The sequence below is a fragment of the Pseudomonas triticicola genome (genome assembly GCF_019145375.1).
Classification (GTDB): Bacteria; Pseudomonadota; Gammaproteobacteria; order Pseudomonadales; family Pseudomonadaceae; genus Aquipseudomonas; species Aquipseudomonas triticicola.
On record NZ_JAHSTX010000001.1, the window covers coordinates 3,829,000 to 3,847,659 of the forward strand.

Here is an 18,660-nt window from a genome sequence, read left to right on the forward strand (position 1 = left end):
ACGCTCGTGATGCCAGAGCGGTTGCGGGGCTTTTTGCCGTCAGTCGGTTGCTTGACCCTTGTCACAATTGCGCGGGTATCGAGGTCTACAATCGAAGCCTCTGCGATACGTCTTTTACGCAAGGGAGGTCAGCAATGAAGATCCTGATAAAAGAAGTGGCAAAGTCTCAATGGCAAGTGCGCCTGGACCAGCACGTCGTGACCTTTCGCAGTGAAGCCGAGGCCCTGGCCTTCACTCGCACCCTCGAAGCGCGACTCTGCGCGCCCCACCGGATCCCCGAACCCAGCCAGCAGCGCGCCGCCGGCTGAGTTTTCTAACCGAGCCTTTAAACCTGGGCTTGCGCCAGCGCCCGGGCGTTCTGCAAGCGCCGGGTGAGCAGCGCGACGCTCACCACCAGCAGACCGCACAGGCTGATGACCATGGCCATCGGCACGGCGCTGCCATCGTGCAACACACCCACCAACGCGGCGGCACCGGCGGCGATGCTGAATTGCAGGCAACCAAGCATCGCCGACGCACTGCCGGCGCGGGCGCCCTGACCGTTCATCGCGCAGGCCGAGGCATTGGGAATGATGCAGCCGAGGCTGGCGATGCAGATGAACAGCGGAATCAGCAGCGGCCACAACGCCTCGGGACGCATCGCGCCGACGGCCAGCAGCGTCAGTCCGGCGAGGAAGTAAACCCACACTGCGCGCACCAGCAAAAACGCCGGGCCACGCTTGGCGAGCAGACGAGCATTGACCTGCGCCACCAGAATGAAGCCCGCCGCGTTGGTGCCGAACAGCCAGCCGAAATGCTCGGCGGGCACACCGTAGAGCTTGATGAACACAAACGGTGAGCCAGCGATGTAGGCGAACATGCCGGCGATGGCGATGCCACCGGTCAGGGCATGGCCGAGGTAGACCGAATCCTTGACCAGTCGCGCGTACTGGCGCAACGCACCGGACAACGGCTGGCGCGGCACGTGGGCCGGCATGCTTTCCGGCAGCCCCAACGCCACCGCCAGACCCGCCGCCGCACTGAACCCGGTGAGGACCAGAAAGATCGACTGCCAACCCGTGGTATTGACCAGCAGCCCACCGAGCATCGGCGCCAGAATCGGCGCCAGGCCCATTACCAGCATCAACTGGGAAAACACCTTCGCCGAGCCCACCGCGTCGCACTTGTCGGCGACCACCGCACGGGAAATCACCATGCCCGCACAACCACCGAGTGCCTGGACAAAACGCGCGCCGATCAGCCATTCCAGGCTCGGCGCGTAGGCGCAGGCCAATGACGCCAGGGTGAACAGAGCAACGCCACTGAGCAGCGGAAGCCGCCGGCCAAAACGATCGGAAATCGGCCCGTAAGCCAGTTGGCCCAGCGACAGACCGAGGAAGTACGCCGCCAGCGTCAGCTGGACATGCTGCTCATCGGTGCCGAACGCCAGCGCCATGGCCGGAAAGGCAGGCAAATAGAAGTCGATCGCCAAAGGACCGAAGGCGCTCAAGGCGCCGAGTATCAAAATCGTGCGGAAATTCATCAGGCATCCAGGTGGGCAAGTCGCAGCCCGACAGTCTAGCCGCGCCCGGACGCCTTGAACATTCCGATAGCTCGCTAACGATCAATTTCAGACGAGCTTCACCTCATAACCCTCTTCGCGAATCGCTGCGATGACCTGATCGGCACTCAGCGCGCTCTCGATGCCGACTTCCTTGGCCTCCAGATCGACGCGCACGCTGGCCGCCGGATCCAGCGCCTGCACCGCAGTGGTAATGGCTTTGACGCAATGACCGCAGGACATGCCTTGAACGTTGAACGCTTGCATGGGAAGACTCCTTTGAGTGAGGTTGCCGGCAGTCTCGAGCTTGCCACGATGGCAAGGTCAAGTTCTGCGAAAAACTGCCGGGCTGGCAATCGGCGCCGCGCTCGGCCAAGCTGCATGCATCAATGACTGGAATTCAGGAGATTCAGCCATGCGCTGGTCAGCTTTGGGCCTGTTTGGCTTGCTCAGCCTTTTCGCCGCCGTCCCGCAGGTGCAAGCCGCCGGCGAGGATTACGCGGTACTGATCATTTCCCGCGAGCGCCTCGAAGTGGCGACCTCGTGCGAGATCGGCGTGTACATCCAGGATCAGCTCTCGGCACGCCTGTTTCAGGAGCAGAGCACTTCGTTCAACCTGCCGCCGGGCAAGGTTTCGCTGCGCCTGAAACTGCTGCCGGGACAGGCACCGGGTTGCAATCCCGGCATGCTCGCACCGGGTTCGCAGGAAATTAAACTGCAAGCTGGTGAGATACAGAAGTACCGGATAGCGATGGCGCAGGACGGTATGTACCTGAAGCGCGCCGATCTCGGTTATTGAGGCGATCCCTAACCTGTGGGAGCGAGCCTGCTCGCGAAAGCGGTGCATCATTCAGCAATCATGGTGACTGACCTGGCGCATTCGCGAGCAGGCTCGCTCCCACAAGAATGGTGCTTGACCTTGCCCGCATGGCAAGGTTGATCCTGTAGTCATCCACTACAGGGAGCGCGACCGATGTCCGAATCCACCACTTTCGATCTGCCGATTGCCGGCATGACCTGTGCCAGTTGCGCCGGGCGTGTCGAGCGGGCGCTGCGCAAGGTCAGCGGCGCTAGTGCCGTCAGTGTCAACCTCGCCACCGAACAGGCCCGGGTACAGGCGCCCGGCGACAGCCTCCCGGCGCTGATGCAAGCCGTGGAGCGCGCCGGTTACAGCGTGCCCCGGCAAACCGTCGAATTGAGCATCGACGGCATGACCTGCGCGTCCTGCGTCGGTCGCGTCGAACGCGCCCTGAACAAAGTCCCAAGCGTGAGCAGCGTCAGCGTCAATCTGGCCAATGAACGTGCGCACCTCGAATTGCTCGGCCAGGTCGATACGCAAACCCTGCTCGACGCGGTGAGCAAGGCCGGTTACTCGGCCAGCGTCTGGCAAGCTGAACGGCCACAGTCCGATGACCAGCAAAAACGCCTGCACCGCGAGCGCTGGGCATTGATCTGCGCGATCGCCCTCGCTCTGCCGCTGGTGCTGCCGATGTTACTGCAGCCGTTCGGCATTCACTGGATGCTCCCGGCCTGGGCGCAATTCGCCCTCGCCACTCCCGTGCAATTCATCTTCGGCGCACGCTTTTATGTCGCGGCGTGGAAAGCCGTGCGCGCCGGCGCCGGCAACATGGACCTGCTCGTCGCCCTCGGCACCAGCGCCGGTTATGGCCTGAGTGTCTATGAATGGGCCAGCGCGGCCGGACGCATGCCGCATCTGTATTTCGAAGCCTCGGCGGTGGTCATCGCTTTGGTATTGCTCGGCAAATATCTCGAGAGCCGCGCCAAACGCCAGACCGCCAGCGCCATCCGCGCCCTCGAGGCGTTACGGCCGGAGCGCGCGATTCAGGTGGTCGACGGACGTGAGCAGGACGTTGCGATCAGCGCCCTGCGCCTCGACGATCTGGTGCTGGTCAAACCCGGCGAACGCTTCCCGGTCGATGGCGAAGTCGTCGAAGGCCAGAGCCACGCCGACGAAGCGCTGATCAGCGGCGAAAGCCTGCCGGTGTCGAAACAACCGGGCGACAAGGTCACCGGCGGCGCGATCAATGGCGAGGGTCGTTTGCTGGTGCGCACCCAGGCCCTCGGCGCGGAAACCGTGCTGGCGCGGATCATTCGTCTGGTCGAGGACGCGCAAGCGGCGAAAGCGCCGATCCAGAAACTGGTGGACAAGGTCAGCCAGATCTTCGTCCCCACCGTATTGCTGATCGCCCTGGCCACGCTGATCGGCTGGTGGCTGTACGGCGCACCGCTGGAAACGGCGGTGATCAATGCCGTCGCCGTGCTGGTGATCGCTTGCCCGTGCGCCCTCGGCCTCGCCACCCCGACGGCGATCATGGCCGGCACCGGCGTCGCCGCGCGCCATGGCATTCTGATCAAGGACGCCGAAGCGCTGGAGCGCGCCCATGAAGTCAGCAGTGTGGTGTTCGACAAGACCGGCACGCTGACCTCGGGCACGCCGCGTATCGCGCATTTCAACGCGGTCGATGGTGACGAAAATAATCTGCTGACCTTGGCCGGTGCCTTGCAGCGCGGCAGCGAGCATCCTTTGGCCAAAGCGGTGCTGGATGCCGCCGCCGAACGCGGCTTGAACGTGCCCGACGTCAGCGACAGCCAGGCGCTGACCGGACGCGGCATTGCCGGCACGCTGGATGGCCGGCGCCTGGCGCTGGGCAATCGGCGGATGCTCGACGAAAGCGCCTTGAGTGGCGGTGAATTGAGCACATCCGCCGAAGCCTGGGAACGCGAAGGCCGCACATTGTCGTGGCTGATCGAACAAAGTCCTGAGCCGAAGGTGCTGGGTCTGTTCGCCTTCGGTGACACGCTGAAACCCGGCGCTCTGCAAGCGGTGCAACAACTCGCCGCACGGGATATCCAGAGCCACCTGCTGACCGGCGACAATCGCGGCAGCGCACGGGTGGTGGCTGATGCCCTGGGCATCCGCAGTGTTCACGCCGAAGTGCTGCCGGCCGACAAAGCCGCGACCGTCGCCGAGCTGAAGAAAACCGGCGTAGTCGCCATGGTCGGCGATGGCATCAACGACGCCCCGGCCCTCGCCGCCGCCGACATCGGCATCGCCATGGGCGGCGGCACCGACGTCGCCATGCATGCGGCCGGCATCACCTTGATGCGCGGCGATCCGCGACTGGTGCCGGCGGCGCTGGAGATCAGCCGCAAGACCTACGCAAAGATTCGCCAGAACCTGTTCTGGGCCTTTGTCTACAACCTGATCGGCATTCCGCTGGCGGTGTTCGGCTTCCTCAATCCGGTGCTGGCCGGCGCGGCGATGGCGCTGTCGAGCGTCAGCGTGGTGAGCAATGCGCTACTGTTGAAAACCTGGAAACCCAAGGACCTGGAGGAACACCGATGAACATCGGCCAAGCAGCCCGGCAGAGTGGCCTGAGCGCAAAAATGATTCGTTATTACGAGTCGATCGGTTTGCTCAAAGCGGCCAATCGCACCGACAGCGGTTACCGCGTATACGGCAGCGATGACTTGCACACGCTGGCATTCATCAAGCGCTCGCGGGATCTGGGCTTTTCCCTGGAAGAGGTCGGCAAGCTGCTGACCCTCTGGCAGGATCGCCAGCGCGCCAGCGCTGATGTGAAAGCACTGGCGCGCCAGCACATCGACGAGCTGAACCAGAAGATCCGCGAGCTCGGCGAGTTGCGTGACACCCTGCAGGATCTGGTCGAACATTGCAGCGGCGACCATCGCCCGGACTGCCCGATCCTCAAGGAACTGGCGTCGGGCTGCTGCGCGCAACCCGCCCGCGCCTGATCCCCAGCAGCGTCACCACACCCAAGGTGCCGAGGGGAATGCCGTGGAACAGCATGACCACGGCCCCCGGCGTCCACCACGCGTAGAACGGCGCGGCGACCAGCATGCCGATGCCGAAACCGCTCATCTGCAGCAAGGTCAGCACGCTGAAAATCGGCAGGCGCAACGCCGCAGGTTCCCGTTGCAGCCGTGACATCAGGCTGACTTCGGAAACCCCGTCACCAAGCCCGGCCGGCAAGGCGAACAGCAGCAGCCCCACGAGGCTGTGCTGCTGGAACATCAGAATGAAACCGCAGGACATCAGCGCCACGCCGCAGAAGAATCTTCTTTCGAGGTGGCTATTCTCCGAACCCTTCAGGCGACTGGCGATTCGCGCGCCGAGGAGTTTGCCGCTGGCCCATACCGAAAGCGCCAGGCCCAAGGTCGTACTCGCCGCCTCGGGCGTCAGCAGTTTCGAAATGATCGGGAAGCCGACGTTGTGCGCGGCGCTGCCCAATGTGTCGGCCATGGTCACCGCGAGCATGGCCGCGACCACAGGCGCCGAACGCAGGCCCTGCCGCAGCGCAAACCATTCACCGCGCTCCGGCTGTTCGCTTACATCGGTTTTTTCGAAACGCAGCGGCATGATCAGCAGCGCGGCGAGCAAATAGGTCAGCGCGTTGAGGGCGAAGACCGTTTCAAAACCAAAAGCAGCCACCAGCAACCCCGACACCAGACTGCCGCCGACCATCGCTGCTGAAGACGCCGAGGTGATCCAGGCGTTGGCCTTGAGCAATTGCGCCGGCGCGATCAAGCGCGGTAAATGGCTATTGAGGCCGATGGCGAACATCGAATTGCCCAGGCCGAGGCCGAAGGCAATGAATGGCAACAGCCATGCCTGCTGACTCGCCGGAGTGATCAACAGCAGCGCCAGCAGTGCAGCGCGCAACAGATCGAAAGCAATCAGCGGCGCGCGGCGCTGCCAGCGTCGGTAGAAGCGCGTGCCGATCAGGCTGGCGAAAATCCCGCCACCGACGCGGCTGGCAAGGAAAATGCCGACGCTCATGGCGCTGTTGCTCAGCAGGTAGACGTAGGTGGCCAGCGCGACCATGTTGAGGAAGGCGCCGAAATCGGAGATCAGCCGGGCGGTTACGATCAGGTGGGTGTTGCGTGGGGTGGTCACATTCAGTCCTTGAGTGTGGTTGGAGCGCTGGACAGTAGACGCGAATAAGCCAGGATCCGAAAGCCCCCTCACCCTAGCCCTCTCCCAAAGGGAGAGGGAACCGATTGGGGGATATTTGGGAGATACACCGACCTGAACGTTTTCCGTTGAATCCATGATCGACTCGGTTTTTCAGGTCGACGTATGACGCAAGACACCTCGGTCGGCCCCCTCTCCCTCCGGGAGAGCGGACCGATTGGGGGATATTTGGGAAATACACCGACCTGAACGTTTTCCGTTGAATCCATAATCGACTCGGTTTTTCAGGTCGACGTCTGATGCAAGACACCTCGGTCGGCCCCCTCTCCCTCCGGGAGAGCGGACCGATTGGGGGATATTTGGGAGATACACCGACCTGAACGTTTTCCGTTGAATCCATGATCGACTCGGTTTTTTCAGGTCGATGTATGGCTCAAGACGGCTCGGTCGGCCCCCTCTCCCTCCGGGAGAGGGCTGGGGTGAGGGTGCTTTTTGACTCAAACAAAAAACCCGGCCGAAGCCGGGTTTCTCATCACGCGATCACTGCATCCACGGCGGTGGAGGCGGCTCTTCGGGTTTGCCTTTCGGCGCGTCGTCCGCCGCGCGAATGGCCTGCTTGCGCTCCTCGTCGAGACGCGCCGCTTCGATCTCGCGCAGCACCCCGCCGACATCGGCCAGGTCCTCCGGATCGTCGAACTCGCCGGTCAGCACACTGTTCGGGTGCAAGGTGCCGGCTTCGTACAACGCCCACATTTCCTTGGCGTACTTGGTCTTCTTCAATTCCGGCGCGAAACGGCCGAAGTACGAAGCCATGTTGCCAACGTCACGCTCGAGCATGCTGAACGCGTGGTTGTTGCCCGCAGCGTCGACTGCCTGGGGCAGGTCGATGATGACCGGGCCGGTCGGTGTCAGCAGCACGTTGAACTCGGAGAGGTCACCGTGCACCAGACCGGTACACAACATCAGCACGATCTGCGAAATCAGGAACGCGTGATACTCGCGCGCCTGATCCGGCTCCAGCACCACATCGTTCAGACGCGGCGCGGCGTCGCCGAATTCGTCGGCCACCAGCTCCATCAACAGCACGCCGTCGAGGAAGTCATAGGGTTTTGGCACTCGCACACCGGCGCCGGCCAGACGGAACAGCGCCGCCACTTCGGCGTTCTGCCAGGCGTCTTCGGTCTCTTTGCGACCGAACTTGGACCCCTTCGCCATGGCCCGCGCCTGACGGCTGTTACGAACCTTGCGGCCTTCCTGATACTCGGCTGCCTGGCGGAAACTGCGTTTATTCGCCTCCTTGTAGACCTTGGCGCAACGTAACTGATTGCCGCAGCGCACTACATAAACAGCTGCCTCTTTGCCACTCATCAGTGGGCGCAGCACTTCGTCGACCAGACCGTCCTCGATCAGGGGTTCAATGCGTTTTGGAGTCTTCATCAGCTTTTATTGTGGGTCCTTTATTACCAAACACGCGAATGTCACTCGTTATACGGCAATCCTCGCCCGACGGGGAGGGGTTGCCGACCTGTGAACCTTGAGGATGCACACACTGTGCCGGATCAATCGCAGCGACCCGGGCGAATCATAGCCGAGACCGTGGCATTGATTGGTATCGTCCGGCAAGGGCATTTGCGACAGAATCTGACATGGTCAGTGAACTTCAGTTGCCCTCACCCCAGCCCTCTCCCTGAGGGAGAGGGGGCCGACCGAGGTGTCTCCCGTAATGCATCGACCTGAGAGACCGCAGCGCTTCTGGTTTGAATCGCAGCTTTGGATTCGGTGAAGGGCGCTCAGGTCGGCGTCGATTTCAAGCATCCCCCCATCAGTCCCCTCTCCCTTTGGGAGAGGGTTAGGGTGAGGGGCTTTTTCAGCGTTCGATAATCGCGGTGACACCCTGCCCGCCCGCCGCACAAATCGAAATCAACCCTCGCCCCTTGCCCGCCGCATCCAGCAGCTTGGCCAGATTCGCGACAATGCGCCCGCCCGTCGCAGCAAACGGGTGCCCCGCCGCCAGCGAACTGCCTTTGACGTTAAGCCGACTGCGATCAATCGAACCCAGGGGCGCGTCGAGCCCCAAGCGGGTTCTGCAGTATTCGGGATCTTCCCAGGCCTTGAGCGTGCACAAGACCTGCGCGGCGAAGGCTTCGTGAATTTCGTAGTAATCAAAATCCTGCAAGGTCAGGCCGTTGCGCGCCAGCAAGCGTGGCACGGCGTACACCGGCGCCATCAGCAGTCCTTCGGCACCGTTGACGAAATCCACTGCCGCCGCTTCGCCGTCGCGCAGATAAGCAAGGATCGGCAAACCGCGCTCTCCGGCCCATTCCTCACTTCCCAGCAACACCACCGAAGCGCCATCGGTGAGCGGCGTGGAATTGCCGGCCGTCAGCGTGCCCTTGGCGCTTTTCTCGAAGGCCGGTTTCAGCGTGGCGAGTTTTTCCGGGGTCAGGTCCGGGCGCAGATTGTTGTCGCGGGTCAGGCCGAGGAACGGCGTCATCAGATCGTTGTGCCAGCCTTCGCTGTAGGAAGCGGCGAGTTTGTGGTGGCTTTCGAGGGCCAGTTGATCTTGCTCTTCACGGGGGATATTCCAGGTCTGCGCCATCAGCTCACAGTGCTCGCCCATGGACAGGCCGGTGCGTGGCTCGCCGTTGCGCGGGAATTCGGGAATAAGATGCTGGGGCCGCAACTGCAAAAGGGTTTTCAGTTTCTCGCCGGTGCTCTTGGCGCGGTTGGCCTGTAGAAGAATCCTGCGCAGGCCTTCGCTGACGCTGATCGGCGCATCGGAAGTGGTGTCGACGCCGCCAGCGATGCCGCAGTCGATCTGGCCAAGGGCGATTTTATTCGCCACCAGCAACGCCGCTTCCAGACCAGTGCCGCAGGCTTGCTGAATGTCATAGGCCGGCGTCGCTGGAGACAGGCGCGAGCCGAGCACGCATTCGCGGGTCAGGTTCATATCCCGTGACAATTTAAGCACCGCGCCCGCCACCACTTCGCCGATGCGCTGGCCGTGCAGGTTGTAGCGTTCGATCAGGCCTTCCAGCGCGGCGGTGAGCATCGCCTGATTGCTGGCGGTGGCGTACGGCCCGTTGGAGCGGCCGAAAGGGATGCGGTTACCGCCGATGATCGCGACGCGGCGCAGCTGGGTCATGAAAAGCTCCTGTTCCAAATGGTCGAAATTTGCCCAATCCCTGTGGGAGCGAGCCTGCTCGCGAAGAGGCCGGCACATTCAGCCTCTTCAGCGCCTGATACAGCGCCTTCGCGAGCAGGCTCGCTCCCACATGAACCGCATTTATCTGCAAGACCTGCTAAACCTGAGTGTTCAAGCGTAGGCCTTATTGCGCCGATCGAACGATTGATTGCCGTAGGCAGTCCACACTTTGAACCCCAACTTCTGGAGAGCGTTCCATGTCTGACCGCTATATCGACTTCGCCAACTCATCCTTCGGCCATCGTCTGGTCGGGGCCTTGGGCCTGCCGTCGCCGGTGCGGCTGGAACGCTGGCAGGCGGGGCGTCTGCGGCCGATCGAGGGCGCCCTGTTGATCGGTGGCGGGCCGCTGGCCGAACGGATCAGCGGGTTTGCCAATCGCTTGACCGACGCGATCTACAGCTACGGCACCGAGCCCTCGCTGGCCACCGCGTGGATCCCCGGCCACGGGCCGAAAATCAAAGCGGTGGTGTTCGACGCCAGCGCTCTGCAACACACCGACCAGCTCAAGCAACTGCGCGAATTCTTCCAGCCATTGATGAAGAACCTCGACCATAGCGCGCACCTGGTGATTCTCGGCCGTGCTCCGGAAAGCCTGGGTGATCCGTTCGCCTCCAGTGCGCAGCGAGCACTCGAAGGCTTCTCGCGCTCGCTGGCCAAAGAGCTGCGCGGCGGTGGCACCTTGCAGCTGATCTACGTCGGCGAAGGTGCCGAAGATCAACTGGAAGGCCCGCTGCGATTTTTCCTCTCGCCGAAAAGTGCATTCGTTTCCGGCCAGGTGATTCGCCTGACCGCGTGCGCTACGCCAGTCACTGACTGGACCCGCCCGCTGGCCGGACGCAAGGCGTTGGTCACCGGCGCTGCGCGCGGCATTGGCGCGTCGATTGCCGAAACCCTCGCCCGGGATGGCGCCGAGGTGATTCTGCTCGACGTACCGCCGGCCAAGACCGACCTCGAGGCCCTCGCCGCCCGCCTCGGCGGCCGTGCGATCACCCTCGATATCTGCGCCGATGATGCAGCCACCCAATTGATCGAACAGCTGCCCGATGGGCTCGACATCCTCGTGCACAACGCCGGCATCACCCGTGACAAAACCCTCGCCAACATGACCCCGGAATTCTGGGACGCGGTGCTGGCCGTCAACCTCAATGCTCCGCAAGTGCTGACCAAGGCGCTGCTCGACAGCGGCACCCTGCGCGACAACGCACGGGTGGTCCTGCTTGCCTCGATCAGCGGCATCGCCGGCAATCGCGGGCAAACCAACTACGCGGCAAGCAAGGCTGGCCTGATCGGTCTGGCCCAGGCCTGGGCGCCGACGCTGCTGGAACGTGGCATCAGCATCAACGCCGTCGCCCCCGGTTTTATCGAAACGCAAATGACCGCGCACATCCCGTTCGGCCTCCGCGAGGCCGGGCGGCGCATGAGTTCGCTGGGCCAGGGCGGCTTGCCGCAAGACGTCGCCGAAGCCGTGGCGTGGCTGGCGCAACCGGGCACGGGCGCGTTCACCGGGCAGGCGTTGCGGGTCTGTGGGCAAAGTGTTCTGGGGGCATAAAGATGACCATCGAATGGCACACGCTGGATCGCGAACCGAGTCTGCCCGCGCTGTACTCGCGGGCAGCGACGCGACGCAAAATCACCGGTACGCAACTGCCCGACAGCGGCCTGCGCTGCTGGGTCGATATCGACAGCAAACGGCTGGCGGCCTATCGCAGGGTCTGCGGTTTCGTCGATGACGGCCTGCTGCCGCCGACCTATCCACACATCCTCGCCTTCGCCTTGCAGATGCAATTGCTCACGGCCAAGGATTTTCCGTTCCCGCTGCTGGGGCTGATTCACCTGAGCAACCGCATCCGCGTGCTGCGGCCGATGGGCGCGATCAGTCGCGGGCAAGTCAGCGTGCGTGTGCACAATCTGCAACCGCACGCCAAAGGCGCGACATTCGATCTGCTCACCACCCTGGACGATCAGCTTGGGCCGCTGTGGGAAGCCGAAAGCCGGATGCTCTGTCGCGGGGTGAAACTCGAGGGCGAGGCGCTGGCACAGGACTGGCAGCCGTCACAGGACTTGCTCGAAGTGGCGCGCTGGACTGCGCCGGCCGATATCGGTCGCCAGTATGCGAAAGTCTCCGGCGACTACAACCCGATTCACCTCAGTGCGGCGAGCGCCAAACTGTTCGGGTTTCCCACCGCGATCGCGCACGGACTTTGGAACAAGGCGCGGACACTGGCGGCACTCTCCGATCACCTGCCCAAAGCCAACCTGGAAATCGCCGTGCACTTTCGCAAACCGGTGCGCCTGCCCAGTGAAGTGACATTGCTGGCCAGTGCCGCGGGTTCCAGCGGTGAGTTGCGCCTGATCGGCGCCGGCGACCTGGAACATATGGTCGGTCAGTGGCAACCGATCGCCTGATCCGGCGGGGCGGAAAAACCCGTTAATTGTGTATATATCACTTAAGTTTTTCCGCGCCCTGCCCGCCGCTTTGGAAAAAACCGAGCCTTGAATTTCAAGGCTTTTTTTTGCCCGTTTATTACCGGGGTATTAGTCCTTCGGCATAGCGCCGAGCCCTTTATATAAAGGGGTTAATACCAACTTGAGAATGGTGAAAACCCTGCCGTCGACTGAGATTACAGCCACGGACGAGGCATCGCCGACGACAGATCGGCGAGCCATCGAAGGCAACGTAACGTTGTGACAGGTGCAGGAATCTCAATCATGAAAACTCAAGTGATGTGGTCCAAATCGGCAATCGCGCTGGCACTGATTCTTTCGGTCGGCCTCGTCGGCTGCAGCAGCGGCGGTGGCGGTCATCGCAGCAGTTCGGGCAGCTCGACGGCGGACGGCACGGCGGGCACCGATGGCAGCGGTGGCGCGGGTGGCGGAACCGGCGGCGATACTGCCGGCACTGGTGGCACCGGCGGCACTGGCGGCGGAACCGGTGGCACTGGCGGTACCGGCGGTGGCACCGATCCGACCAACCCAACCAATCCGACAGACCCGACCGATCCCACCAACCCGACCAATCCCGCTGCACCTTCGCTGGTGACCACAACACTTGTTCAGGATGTCGGCAAAACCGTCAGCGGTGTCGGCGATGGCGTCGGCCAGATCGGCGATTCGCTGAGCACTGTTCCGGTCGCTGGCGGCATCGTGCAAAGCGTCGCCAACACCACTGGCAACGTTGTCAGCACCTTGGGCGATGGAGTCACTAACGGCATCGGCAAACTGGCCACTGACCCGAAAGGCTTGACCACCACGGTGGCCTCCGTTGGCGGCGTGGTCGCGGATGTCGGTGACGGCGTATCTGATCTCAGCGCCAAACTGAACACAGCGACAGGCAGTGTTCCCGTAGTCGGTGGCGTCGTTACCAAAGTAGTACCGCTGGTCGATGGCATCGGTGAAAAAGTCACCATGCTTGGCGACACCCTCAACACCTCACTGACCAGCGGCCCGACCAGCCAGTTGACCAACAAGGTCGGCAGCGGCCTGGTGCCGGTGATCGCCATGGTCGAAAGCACCACCGACAAACTCGGCGATGCCACCGGCCTGGGTGATCCGCTCAAAGGGGTGATTTCGAAGGTCGGCGGCACGGTGAACAGCCTCGGCGGCAAGGTCACCGAAGCTGGCAACGGCAATGCCCTGACCAACACCCTCGGCGGCGCCCTGAGCAACACCGGCACGGCGGTCGGCAAAGCGGGCGGTCTGGTGTCCAATGGCACTGGCTCGGGTACTGGCGGAATCGGCGGCATCGGTGGTGGCCTCGGCGGTACCGGCCTGCTGCAAACCGTCGGGGGTGCGGTGGTCAACGTCGGCAGCGGTCTGAATGCCGGCAGCACCAGCGGCGTGGTCAGTGCCGGTGGTGTTACTGCCGGTGGCCTGGGCAACACGATTGCGTCGATCAACACCGTACTCGGTGGTTCAGGCACACCGATCACTGCAACCACGTCGCCGCTGGCCAGTGTCGGCGCCGCAGTCGGTGCGGGCCTCAATCCGGTCACCAGCGCGGTCACCACGGTCACACAACAAGTCGGAGCTGCTACCGGTCTCGGCACTCCGGTTGCAGGTATCACAACTCAGGTCGGCGCTGCGGTGGGCAGTCTCGGCGGGACGATTGCGGCAACCAACAATCCGGTCACCACGGCGGTTGGCGGTCTGGTTACCAACGTTGGCGGCACTGTGGCGGCAGTCGGTGGCCTGGTCAACGGCGGCACTGCCACTGGCGGCACAACTGGCGGTCTGGGCGGGGTACTCGGCGGCCTGACCGGCGCGCTGGGCGGCAACAAACGCTGAATTGCACCTGGCCGATTCGACGGCCTTACCTACAGCGCCTACGCTTGGTTGAGGGCGGAAGATTCCCACGAGTCTTCCGCCTTTTTTCTAAGGAAAAATCTGCCCTGTGCTGTGTTCTGACCATGGAGTGTCCTATGCGCGTACTGGCATCCCTGCTGTGCCTGAGCCTCAGTTCCGCTGCCCTCGCCGACACCTTGCCCAGCTTTCTCAACAGCAACGAAACCATCCGCAACCTGCCCGTACCCAACCTGCCCGCAGACGCCTATCGGCCGAGCGCGGCGCCGCTGCAAGTGCCGGCCCCGGGTGCGACCGCCGCGCAGCCATTGCTGATGGAAACCAAGGTCAACCTCAAGACCGTGCAGATCGAAGGCGGCACGATCTACCCGCTCAACGAACTCGCCGAAGTCTACAAACCATTGATCGGCCGTCAGGCCAGCCTTGCCGAACTGATCGAAGCCACGCGCAACATCACCCGCCGCTATCAGCAGGATGGCTATCTGTTGTCCTACGCGTTCCTGCCGCAACAGAACTTCGATGATGGCGTGGCCCGCGTGGTGCTGGTCGAGGGCTACGTGCGCGATATCCAGATGCAGGGCGACATCGGCCGGGTCAAAAGCCTGCTCGACAAACTCGCCGCGAAAATCCAGGCCGAACGCCCGCTGACGCGCAAGACCTTCGAGCGCTACACCACGCTGATGAGCCGTATTCCCGGGGTAACCATTCAAGCGCAAGTGCCACCGCCGGGCACCACTGATGGCGCGACCACTCTGGTTGCCCAGGCCAGTCGCAAACCGTTCACCAGCACCCTGAGCACCACCGAAGACAACCGCAACGGCCCGCAGGCGTTGCTCGGTGTCAGCAGCAATTCGCAGACTTCGATGGGCGAACAGTTGAGCCTCAGCGGCCTGTTCCCACCGGGCGACGACAAAGAGCATTACTACCGTCTCGACTACAGCCAGTTCCTCGATACCGAAGGCACGCAACTCAACGTCTCGGCCTCGCGTTACCGCGCCGACCCGGACACCGAAGTGCTGGTCGGCGGTGGCGGGCGCCTGAGTACCCACCGCGAAAACGACCGCTACTCGATCGGCTTCAGCATGCCTCTGATCGCCTCTGCCAACGAACTGCTGACCGCCGGCTCGCGCCTGTATGCGGTCGACGACAAGACGCGCTACGACGGCATCAACTTTCCCTTCAGCACCGAACTGCGCACCGACGTCCGCGCCCTCGCTTTCGAAGGCGACTGGCGCAAGGCCGACGCCCGCCAGTTGCGCATCCTCAGCGCCGGCGTTTATCAAGGCTTCGACAGCCTCGGCGCGAGCACCAATTATGACGACATCGACCTGGATTTCTTCCGCGTGCGCCTGTCCGGCGTGCAGAGCGACAAGTTCCTCGACAACTGGCAAGGCGTGCTCTCGGCAGCGCTGTACTGGAGCGACGACACCTTGCCCGACAGCGAACGCGCAGTGTTCGGCGGGCAGAATTTCGGCCGTGGCTACCCGGACGACCAGGCCTCGGGCGACAAGGGTTGGGGCGTCGCTTACGAGGTCAACTACAGCTTCAACCGCGACGGCAACTGGGTGCGCATCCTGCAACCCTACGTAGTAGTCGACCGCTCACGCAGCTGGTTCAACCAACTGCCGGTGCAGGCCAACAACCTGTCATCGACCGCGCTCGGGCTGCGCTTTGGTGATGCCAAGTATTACAACGTGGCGCTGGAAGTGGCGAAGGCCATGTCCGATGAAGCGCTGGACACGTTCAATCGCAAGCCGCGGTACAGCATCAGTTTCAGTTATCAGTTGTGAGGGGCGAGTGGTGTGTCAGTCAGGATTTTTTGACTGACGCACCGCCTTCGCGAGCAGGCTCGCTCCCACAGATTCGGCGGGGTTCACGGTTGCTGAGTACAACCGCCTTCCCTGTGGGAGCAAGCCTGCTCGCGAAAGCGTTCGGCTATTCAACCGATTTATCGCAGCGCTTAAACCAGCCGTTTAAACACACGCCCCGTTACCTCGCAACAGCCCACAAATCCTTGCGCCGTTGCCTACGGCTACGCCAGAATCCGCCGGCTTGTGCGCCTGAGTCGCGGGTTCTATCGTTTGCCTGCCACTGCTCATCAGTGGTCGGGTTTAGTCGCCCGCTTGTCCACGACGCACAGGTTCCTGTCAGCCAGGTATTTGCATACCTGCACTTGATGGTGGCTGTGCGCAGGGCGCCTTAGGGCGCGCCGATTTCGTGGCTCATCGGTCGACTAACCTGCGTGCAGCTGCCTCCCTTTCGTTTAGTCGCGAACGGGTTGCGGCCCTACTCCATCAGGAGACTGAGCCCGTGAAAAAGATAACGCCCGATCCACCTCTTGCCGATCCGACTTTCGCCGACCCGCTCCTCGAAGCGCAAAAACTCAAGGAAGCCGCCGACCGCGCCATCGATTACTACCTCAACCCCCGCCTCATCAAAGACCCCGCCGCACCGCGCAAACCCAGCACCCTGTTCTTCGTCGACCCGGCTGCGGACAACGAAACCCTGTTGGTCCATGCCTGCGAATCACTGGCCTCGGCAAGCATCATGGCCAGCGACCTCGCCGGATTTATCGATGGACCGCAGCGCAGCTCCCTGCTGGGGATACAACAGGTGATCATGCTGGGCGAACTGGCGGTCAACCGCGTACTGGACAGGCTTGTGCCGGAGTGACAAGAGCAAGAGGTTGATTGCGCAGGTGGTGAGTCAGGCAGAGCGTTGTTGACTGACTGGCCGTCTTCGCTGGCAAGCCAGCTCCCACAGGATTGATGTACGTCAGGAAGAAAATGGTTGGCTGGCAGGCCGCTATCGCGAGCAGGCTCGCTCCCACAGTTTGATCGGGTGCGTTCAGTGAGAAACAGGTTGGCTGGCAGGCTGCCTTCGCTGGCAAGCCAGCTCCCACAGGATTGATGTACATCAGGAAGAAATGGGTCGGCTGGCAGGCCGCTTTCGCGAGCAGGCTCGCTCCCACAGTTTGAATCGAGTACATCAGCGAGAAACAGGTCGGCTGGCAGGCCGCCTTCGCGAGCAAGCTCGCTCCCACAGTTTGAATCGAGTACATCAGTGAGAAACAGGTTGGCTGGCAGGCCGCCTTCGCGAGCAAGCTCGCTCCCACAGTTTGAATCGAGTACATCAGCGAGAAACAGGTCGGCTGGCAGGCCGCCTTCGCGAGCAGGCTCGCTCCCACAGAAAAGCAAAGCAGCGCAGCTGCCCGCGGCGAAGCCGCACCACTCAACAATGAGCGCAAGCTCGAGTGCTCTTGATCTTGATCCACCGGCGACGTCGGAAGGCTGAGTGGAGGGATTGATCCGGGCGTGGGAGCGCAGCGACCGTTCGACGCAGTCGAACACAGCGGAAGGAGGTGCAGCGAAGCAAACCGTAGCCGCTGCGCCCGGATCAGTCCCGGAGCGAAGGACCCCGAGCCTGCGAGGGCCGAACGTAGGAGCAAGCCTTTTCGGTTACCTTTTTGGCGTTTGAAAAAGGTGACTCGCCGTAAGGGCGAAACCGCCAGCCGCCACACCCGCAGCAACGGATATTCACCCAAAACCCACCAACACGGTCGGCCCAAAGGCCGCCGAGTTCACCCAGCCTCAACCCGAGGCTTGGGAAACAAATTATCGAGAGTCTCCAACAACCTGACGTGATAAATCGGCTTGCGAAACAGATCCAGCACCTGCAACCGCAACATATCGCTGACATCCTCCATATCCGCATGCCCCGACATCACAATCACCGGCAAATGCGCCCGCGACGTATGCTCACGCAACCGCCTGATCAACGACATGCCCGACTCCTCCGGCATACGCAGATCAGTAATCACCAAAGCAATATCAGGATGCCGGGTCAACAGATGCAACGCCAACTTCACCGACGTCGCGGTATGACAGACAAACCCCTCCCCCTCCAGCAACTCCGCCAACTCCAGCAACGCGTCTTCTTCATCATCAACCAGAAGCAACTGTTGGCGCGGCAGCGAGGGAGAATTCATGGGCAGCCCCGAAATACTGAAAGTAAATCTCAGTGTAGCGCGCCGTTGGCCAGACGCGACCGGCACTTCAATCAGGGCGTCTGCACCGGAGCCGTCTGCGCGGTGCCACCGAGCGACACCAGGATACTGTTGAAAATCGCCAGTACCTTCGCGCCAACCGGTGTCACAAACACCACAACCACCACGGCAACCATCGCCACGACAATCGCATATTCGATGGCAGAGGCACCGTCACTGCTAGCCAGAAATGCTCGAACCCGCGTCAGCAAATAATCAAGCAGCATGGACATTCTCCTCGCGCCGACATGGTCGGACGCTGGCAAACGGAGGTCCTGTCAATGCCTGGGCGCACCTGTCACTTACGCAGAGACACTGAACAGGAAGAAGAGATAGCCATCAAGTGGTCGGACGCACTTGCGCTGTACCGCCCAGCGAGGTCAGTACCGAGTTGAATATCGCGAGTACCTTCGCGCCGATCGGCGTCACGAACACGACGACAACAACTGCCACCATCGCCACCACAATCGCATACTCGATCGCCGAAGCACCCTCTTCACTGCGGGCAAACGCGCGAGCCTTGGCGATCACATAATCAAAAGTCATACGAAACATAGCTCCACTCCTTCGCGCCTCTGGCGCCGACATCACCACCGCGGCAAGGTTCCACCGT

Annotated in this window: 18 protein-coding genes; 9 read left to right on the forward strand and 9 right to left on the reverse strand. The window is 62.4% G+C overall.

Annotated features, from left to right (window positions below; translation table 11 throughout):
* Window positions 1-134 precede the first annotated feature (134 nt).
* Complete coding sequence (locus tag KVG85_RS17010) at window positions 135-308, forward strand: hypothetical protein (protein WP_016771823.1); 174 nt, start codon at window positions 135-137, stop codon at window positions 306-308.
* Window positions 309-325: 17 nt separating this feature from the next.
* On the opposite strand, the gene KVG85_RS17015 is transcribed toward KVG85_RS17010, so the two are convergent.
* Complete coding sequence (locus KVG85_RS17015; protein ID WP_016771824.1) at window positions 326-1,522, reverse strand: multidrug effflux MFS transporter; 1,197 nt, start codon at window positions 1,520-1,522, stop codon at window positions 326-328.
* A gap of 87 nt (window positions 1,523-1,609) precedes the next feature.
* Window positions 1,610-1,807: a cation transporter gene (locus KVG85_RS17020; protein ID WP_217864437.1), complete on the reverse strand. Its 198-nt coding sequence runs from the start codon at window positions 1,805-1,807 to the stop codon at window positions 1,610-1,612.
* A gap of 148 nt (window positions 1,808-1,955) precedes the next feature.
* Here KVG85_RS17020 and KVG85_RS17025 point away from each other — a divergent pair, with 148 nt between their 5' ends.
* From KVG85_RS17025 to cueR, 3 genes are all read left to right on the forward strand, one after another.
* Window positions 1,956-2,339, forward strand: coding sequence for a hypothetical protein (locus KVG85_RS17025; protein WP_217864438.1), 384 nt, complete (start codon window positions 1,956-1,958; stop codon window positions 2,337-2,339).
* Between the two features lie 174 nt (window positions 2,340-2,513).
* Window positions 2,514-4,907, forward strand: a complete 2,394-nt coding sequence (gene cueA, locus KVG85_RS17030; RefSeq protein WP_217864439.1) for a copper resistance metal-translocating P1-type ATPase CueA — start codon at window positions 2,514-2,516, stop codon at window positions 4,905-4,907.
* Complete coding sequence (gene cueR, locus KVG85_RS17035) at window positions 4,904-5,317, forward strand: Cu(I)-responsive transcriptional regulator (RefSeq protein ID WP_016771827.1); 414 nt, start codon at window positions 4,904-4,906, stop codon at window positions 5,315-5,317. Before cueA ends, cueR begins: the two co-directional genes overlap by 4 nt.
* On the opposite strand, the gene KVG85_RS17040 is transcribed toward cueR, so the two are convergent.
* The 3 genes from KVG85_RS17040 to KVG85_RS17050 form a co-directional block, all read right to left on the reverse strand.
* A complete protein-coding gene (locus KVG85_RS17040; RefSeq protein ID WP_217864440.1) occupies window positions 5,271-6,479 on the reverse strand; it encodes an MFS transporter in 1,209 nt (402 codons plus the stop codon). The genes cueR and KVG85_RS17040 overlap by 47 nt on opposite strands.
* A gap of 558 nt (window positions 6,480-7,037) precedes the next feature.
* Window positions 7,038-7,934 (reverse strand): PA4780 family RIO1-like protein kinase, encoded by an 897-nt coding sequence (locus tag KVG85_RS17045; protein WP_016771829.1) that lies wholly within the window; start codon window positions 7,932-7,934, stop codon window positions 7,038-7,040.
* Between the two features lie 430 nt (window positions 7,935-8,364).
* Window positions 8,365-9,642, reverse strand: a complete 1,278-nt coding sequence (locus tag KVG85_RS17050; protein ID WP_217864441.1) for an acetyl-CoA C-acetyltransferase — start codon at window positions 9,640-9,642, stop codon at window positions 8,365-8,367.
* Between the two features lie 257 nt (window positions 9,643-9,899).
* On the opposite strand from KVG85_RS17050, the gene KVG85_RS17055 reads away from it, so the two are divergent.
* The 5 genes from KVG85_RS17055 (at window position 9,900) to KVG85_RS17075 (ending at window position 16,675) form a co-directional block, all read left to right on the forward strand.
* Entirely contained in the window at window positions 9,900-11,252 is a 1,353-nt protein-coding gene (locus KVG85_RS17055; RefSeq protein WP_217864442.1) for a 3-oxoacyl-ACP reductase, read from the forward strand.
* A gap of 2 nt (window positions 11,253-11,254) precedes the next feature.
* Window positions 11,255-12,109, forward strand: a complete 855-nt coding sequence (locus KVG85_RS17060) for a MaoC family dehydratase (RefSeq protein WP_217864443.1) — start codon at window positions 11,255-11,257, stop codon at window positions 12,107-12,109.
* Between the two features lie 303 nt (window positions 12,110-12,412).
* Window positions 12,413-13,987 carry a collagen-like triple helix repeat-containing protein gene (locus KVG85_RS17065; RefSeq protein ID WP_217864444.1) on the forward strand — a complete coding sequence of 525 codons (1,575 nt, stop codon included), beginning with the start codon at window positions 12,413-12,415 and terminating at the stop codon, window positions 13,985-13,987.
* Window positions 13,988-14,121: 134 nt separating this feature from the next.
* The gene (locus tag KVG85_RS17070; RefSeq protein ID WP_217864445.1) at window positions 14,122-15,792 is read left to right on the forward strand and encodes a ShlB/FhaC/HecB family hemolysin secretion/activation protein; all 1,671 of its coding nucleotides are present in this window, start codon (window positions 14,122-14,124) and stop codon (window positions 15,790-15,792) included.
* Between the two features lie 520 nt (window positions 15,793-16,312).
* Window positions 16,313-16,675: a DUF6124 family protein gene (locus KVG85_RS17075; protein ID WP_217864446.1), complete on the forward strand. Its 363-nt coding sequence runs from the start codon at window positions 16,313-16,315 to the stop codon at window positions 16,673-16,675.
* Here the strand turns inward: KVG85_RS17075 and KVG85_RS17080 are convergent.
* From KVG85_RS17080 to KVG85_RS17095, 4 genes are all read right to left on the reverse strand, one after another.
* Complete coding sequence (locus KVG85_RS17080; protein WP_217864447.1) at window positions 16,641-17,249, reverse strand: hypothetical protein; 609 nt, start codon at window positions 17,247-17,249, stop codon at window positions 16,641-16,643. The genes KVG85_RS17075 and KVG85_RS17080 overlap by 35 nt on opposite strands.
* A 333-nt stretch (window positions 17,250-17,582) precedes the next feature.
* On the reverse strand, window positions 17,583-17,990 hold the full coding sequence (locus tag KVG85_RS17085; protein ID WP_217864448.1) for a response regulator: 408 nt from the start codon (window positions 17,988-17,990) through the stop codon (window positions 17,583-17,585).
* Window positions 17,991-18,061: 71 nt separating this feature from the next.
* Window positions 18,062-18,274, reverse strand: coding sequence for a Flp family type IVb pilin (locus KVG85_RS17090; RefSeq protein WP_110603764.1), 213 nt, complete (start codon window positions 18,272-18,274; stop codon window positions 18,062-18,064).
* Window positions 18,275-18,386: 112 nt separating this feature from the next.
* Window positions 18,387-18,602: a Flp family type IVb pilin gene (locus KVG85_RS17095; RefSeq protein WP_397427850.1), complete on the reverse strand. Its 216-nt coding sequence runs from the start codon at window positions 18,600-18,602 to the stop codon at window positions 18,387-18,389.
* Between the last annotated feature and the right edge of the window lie 58 nt (window positions 18,603-18,660).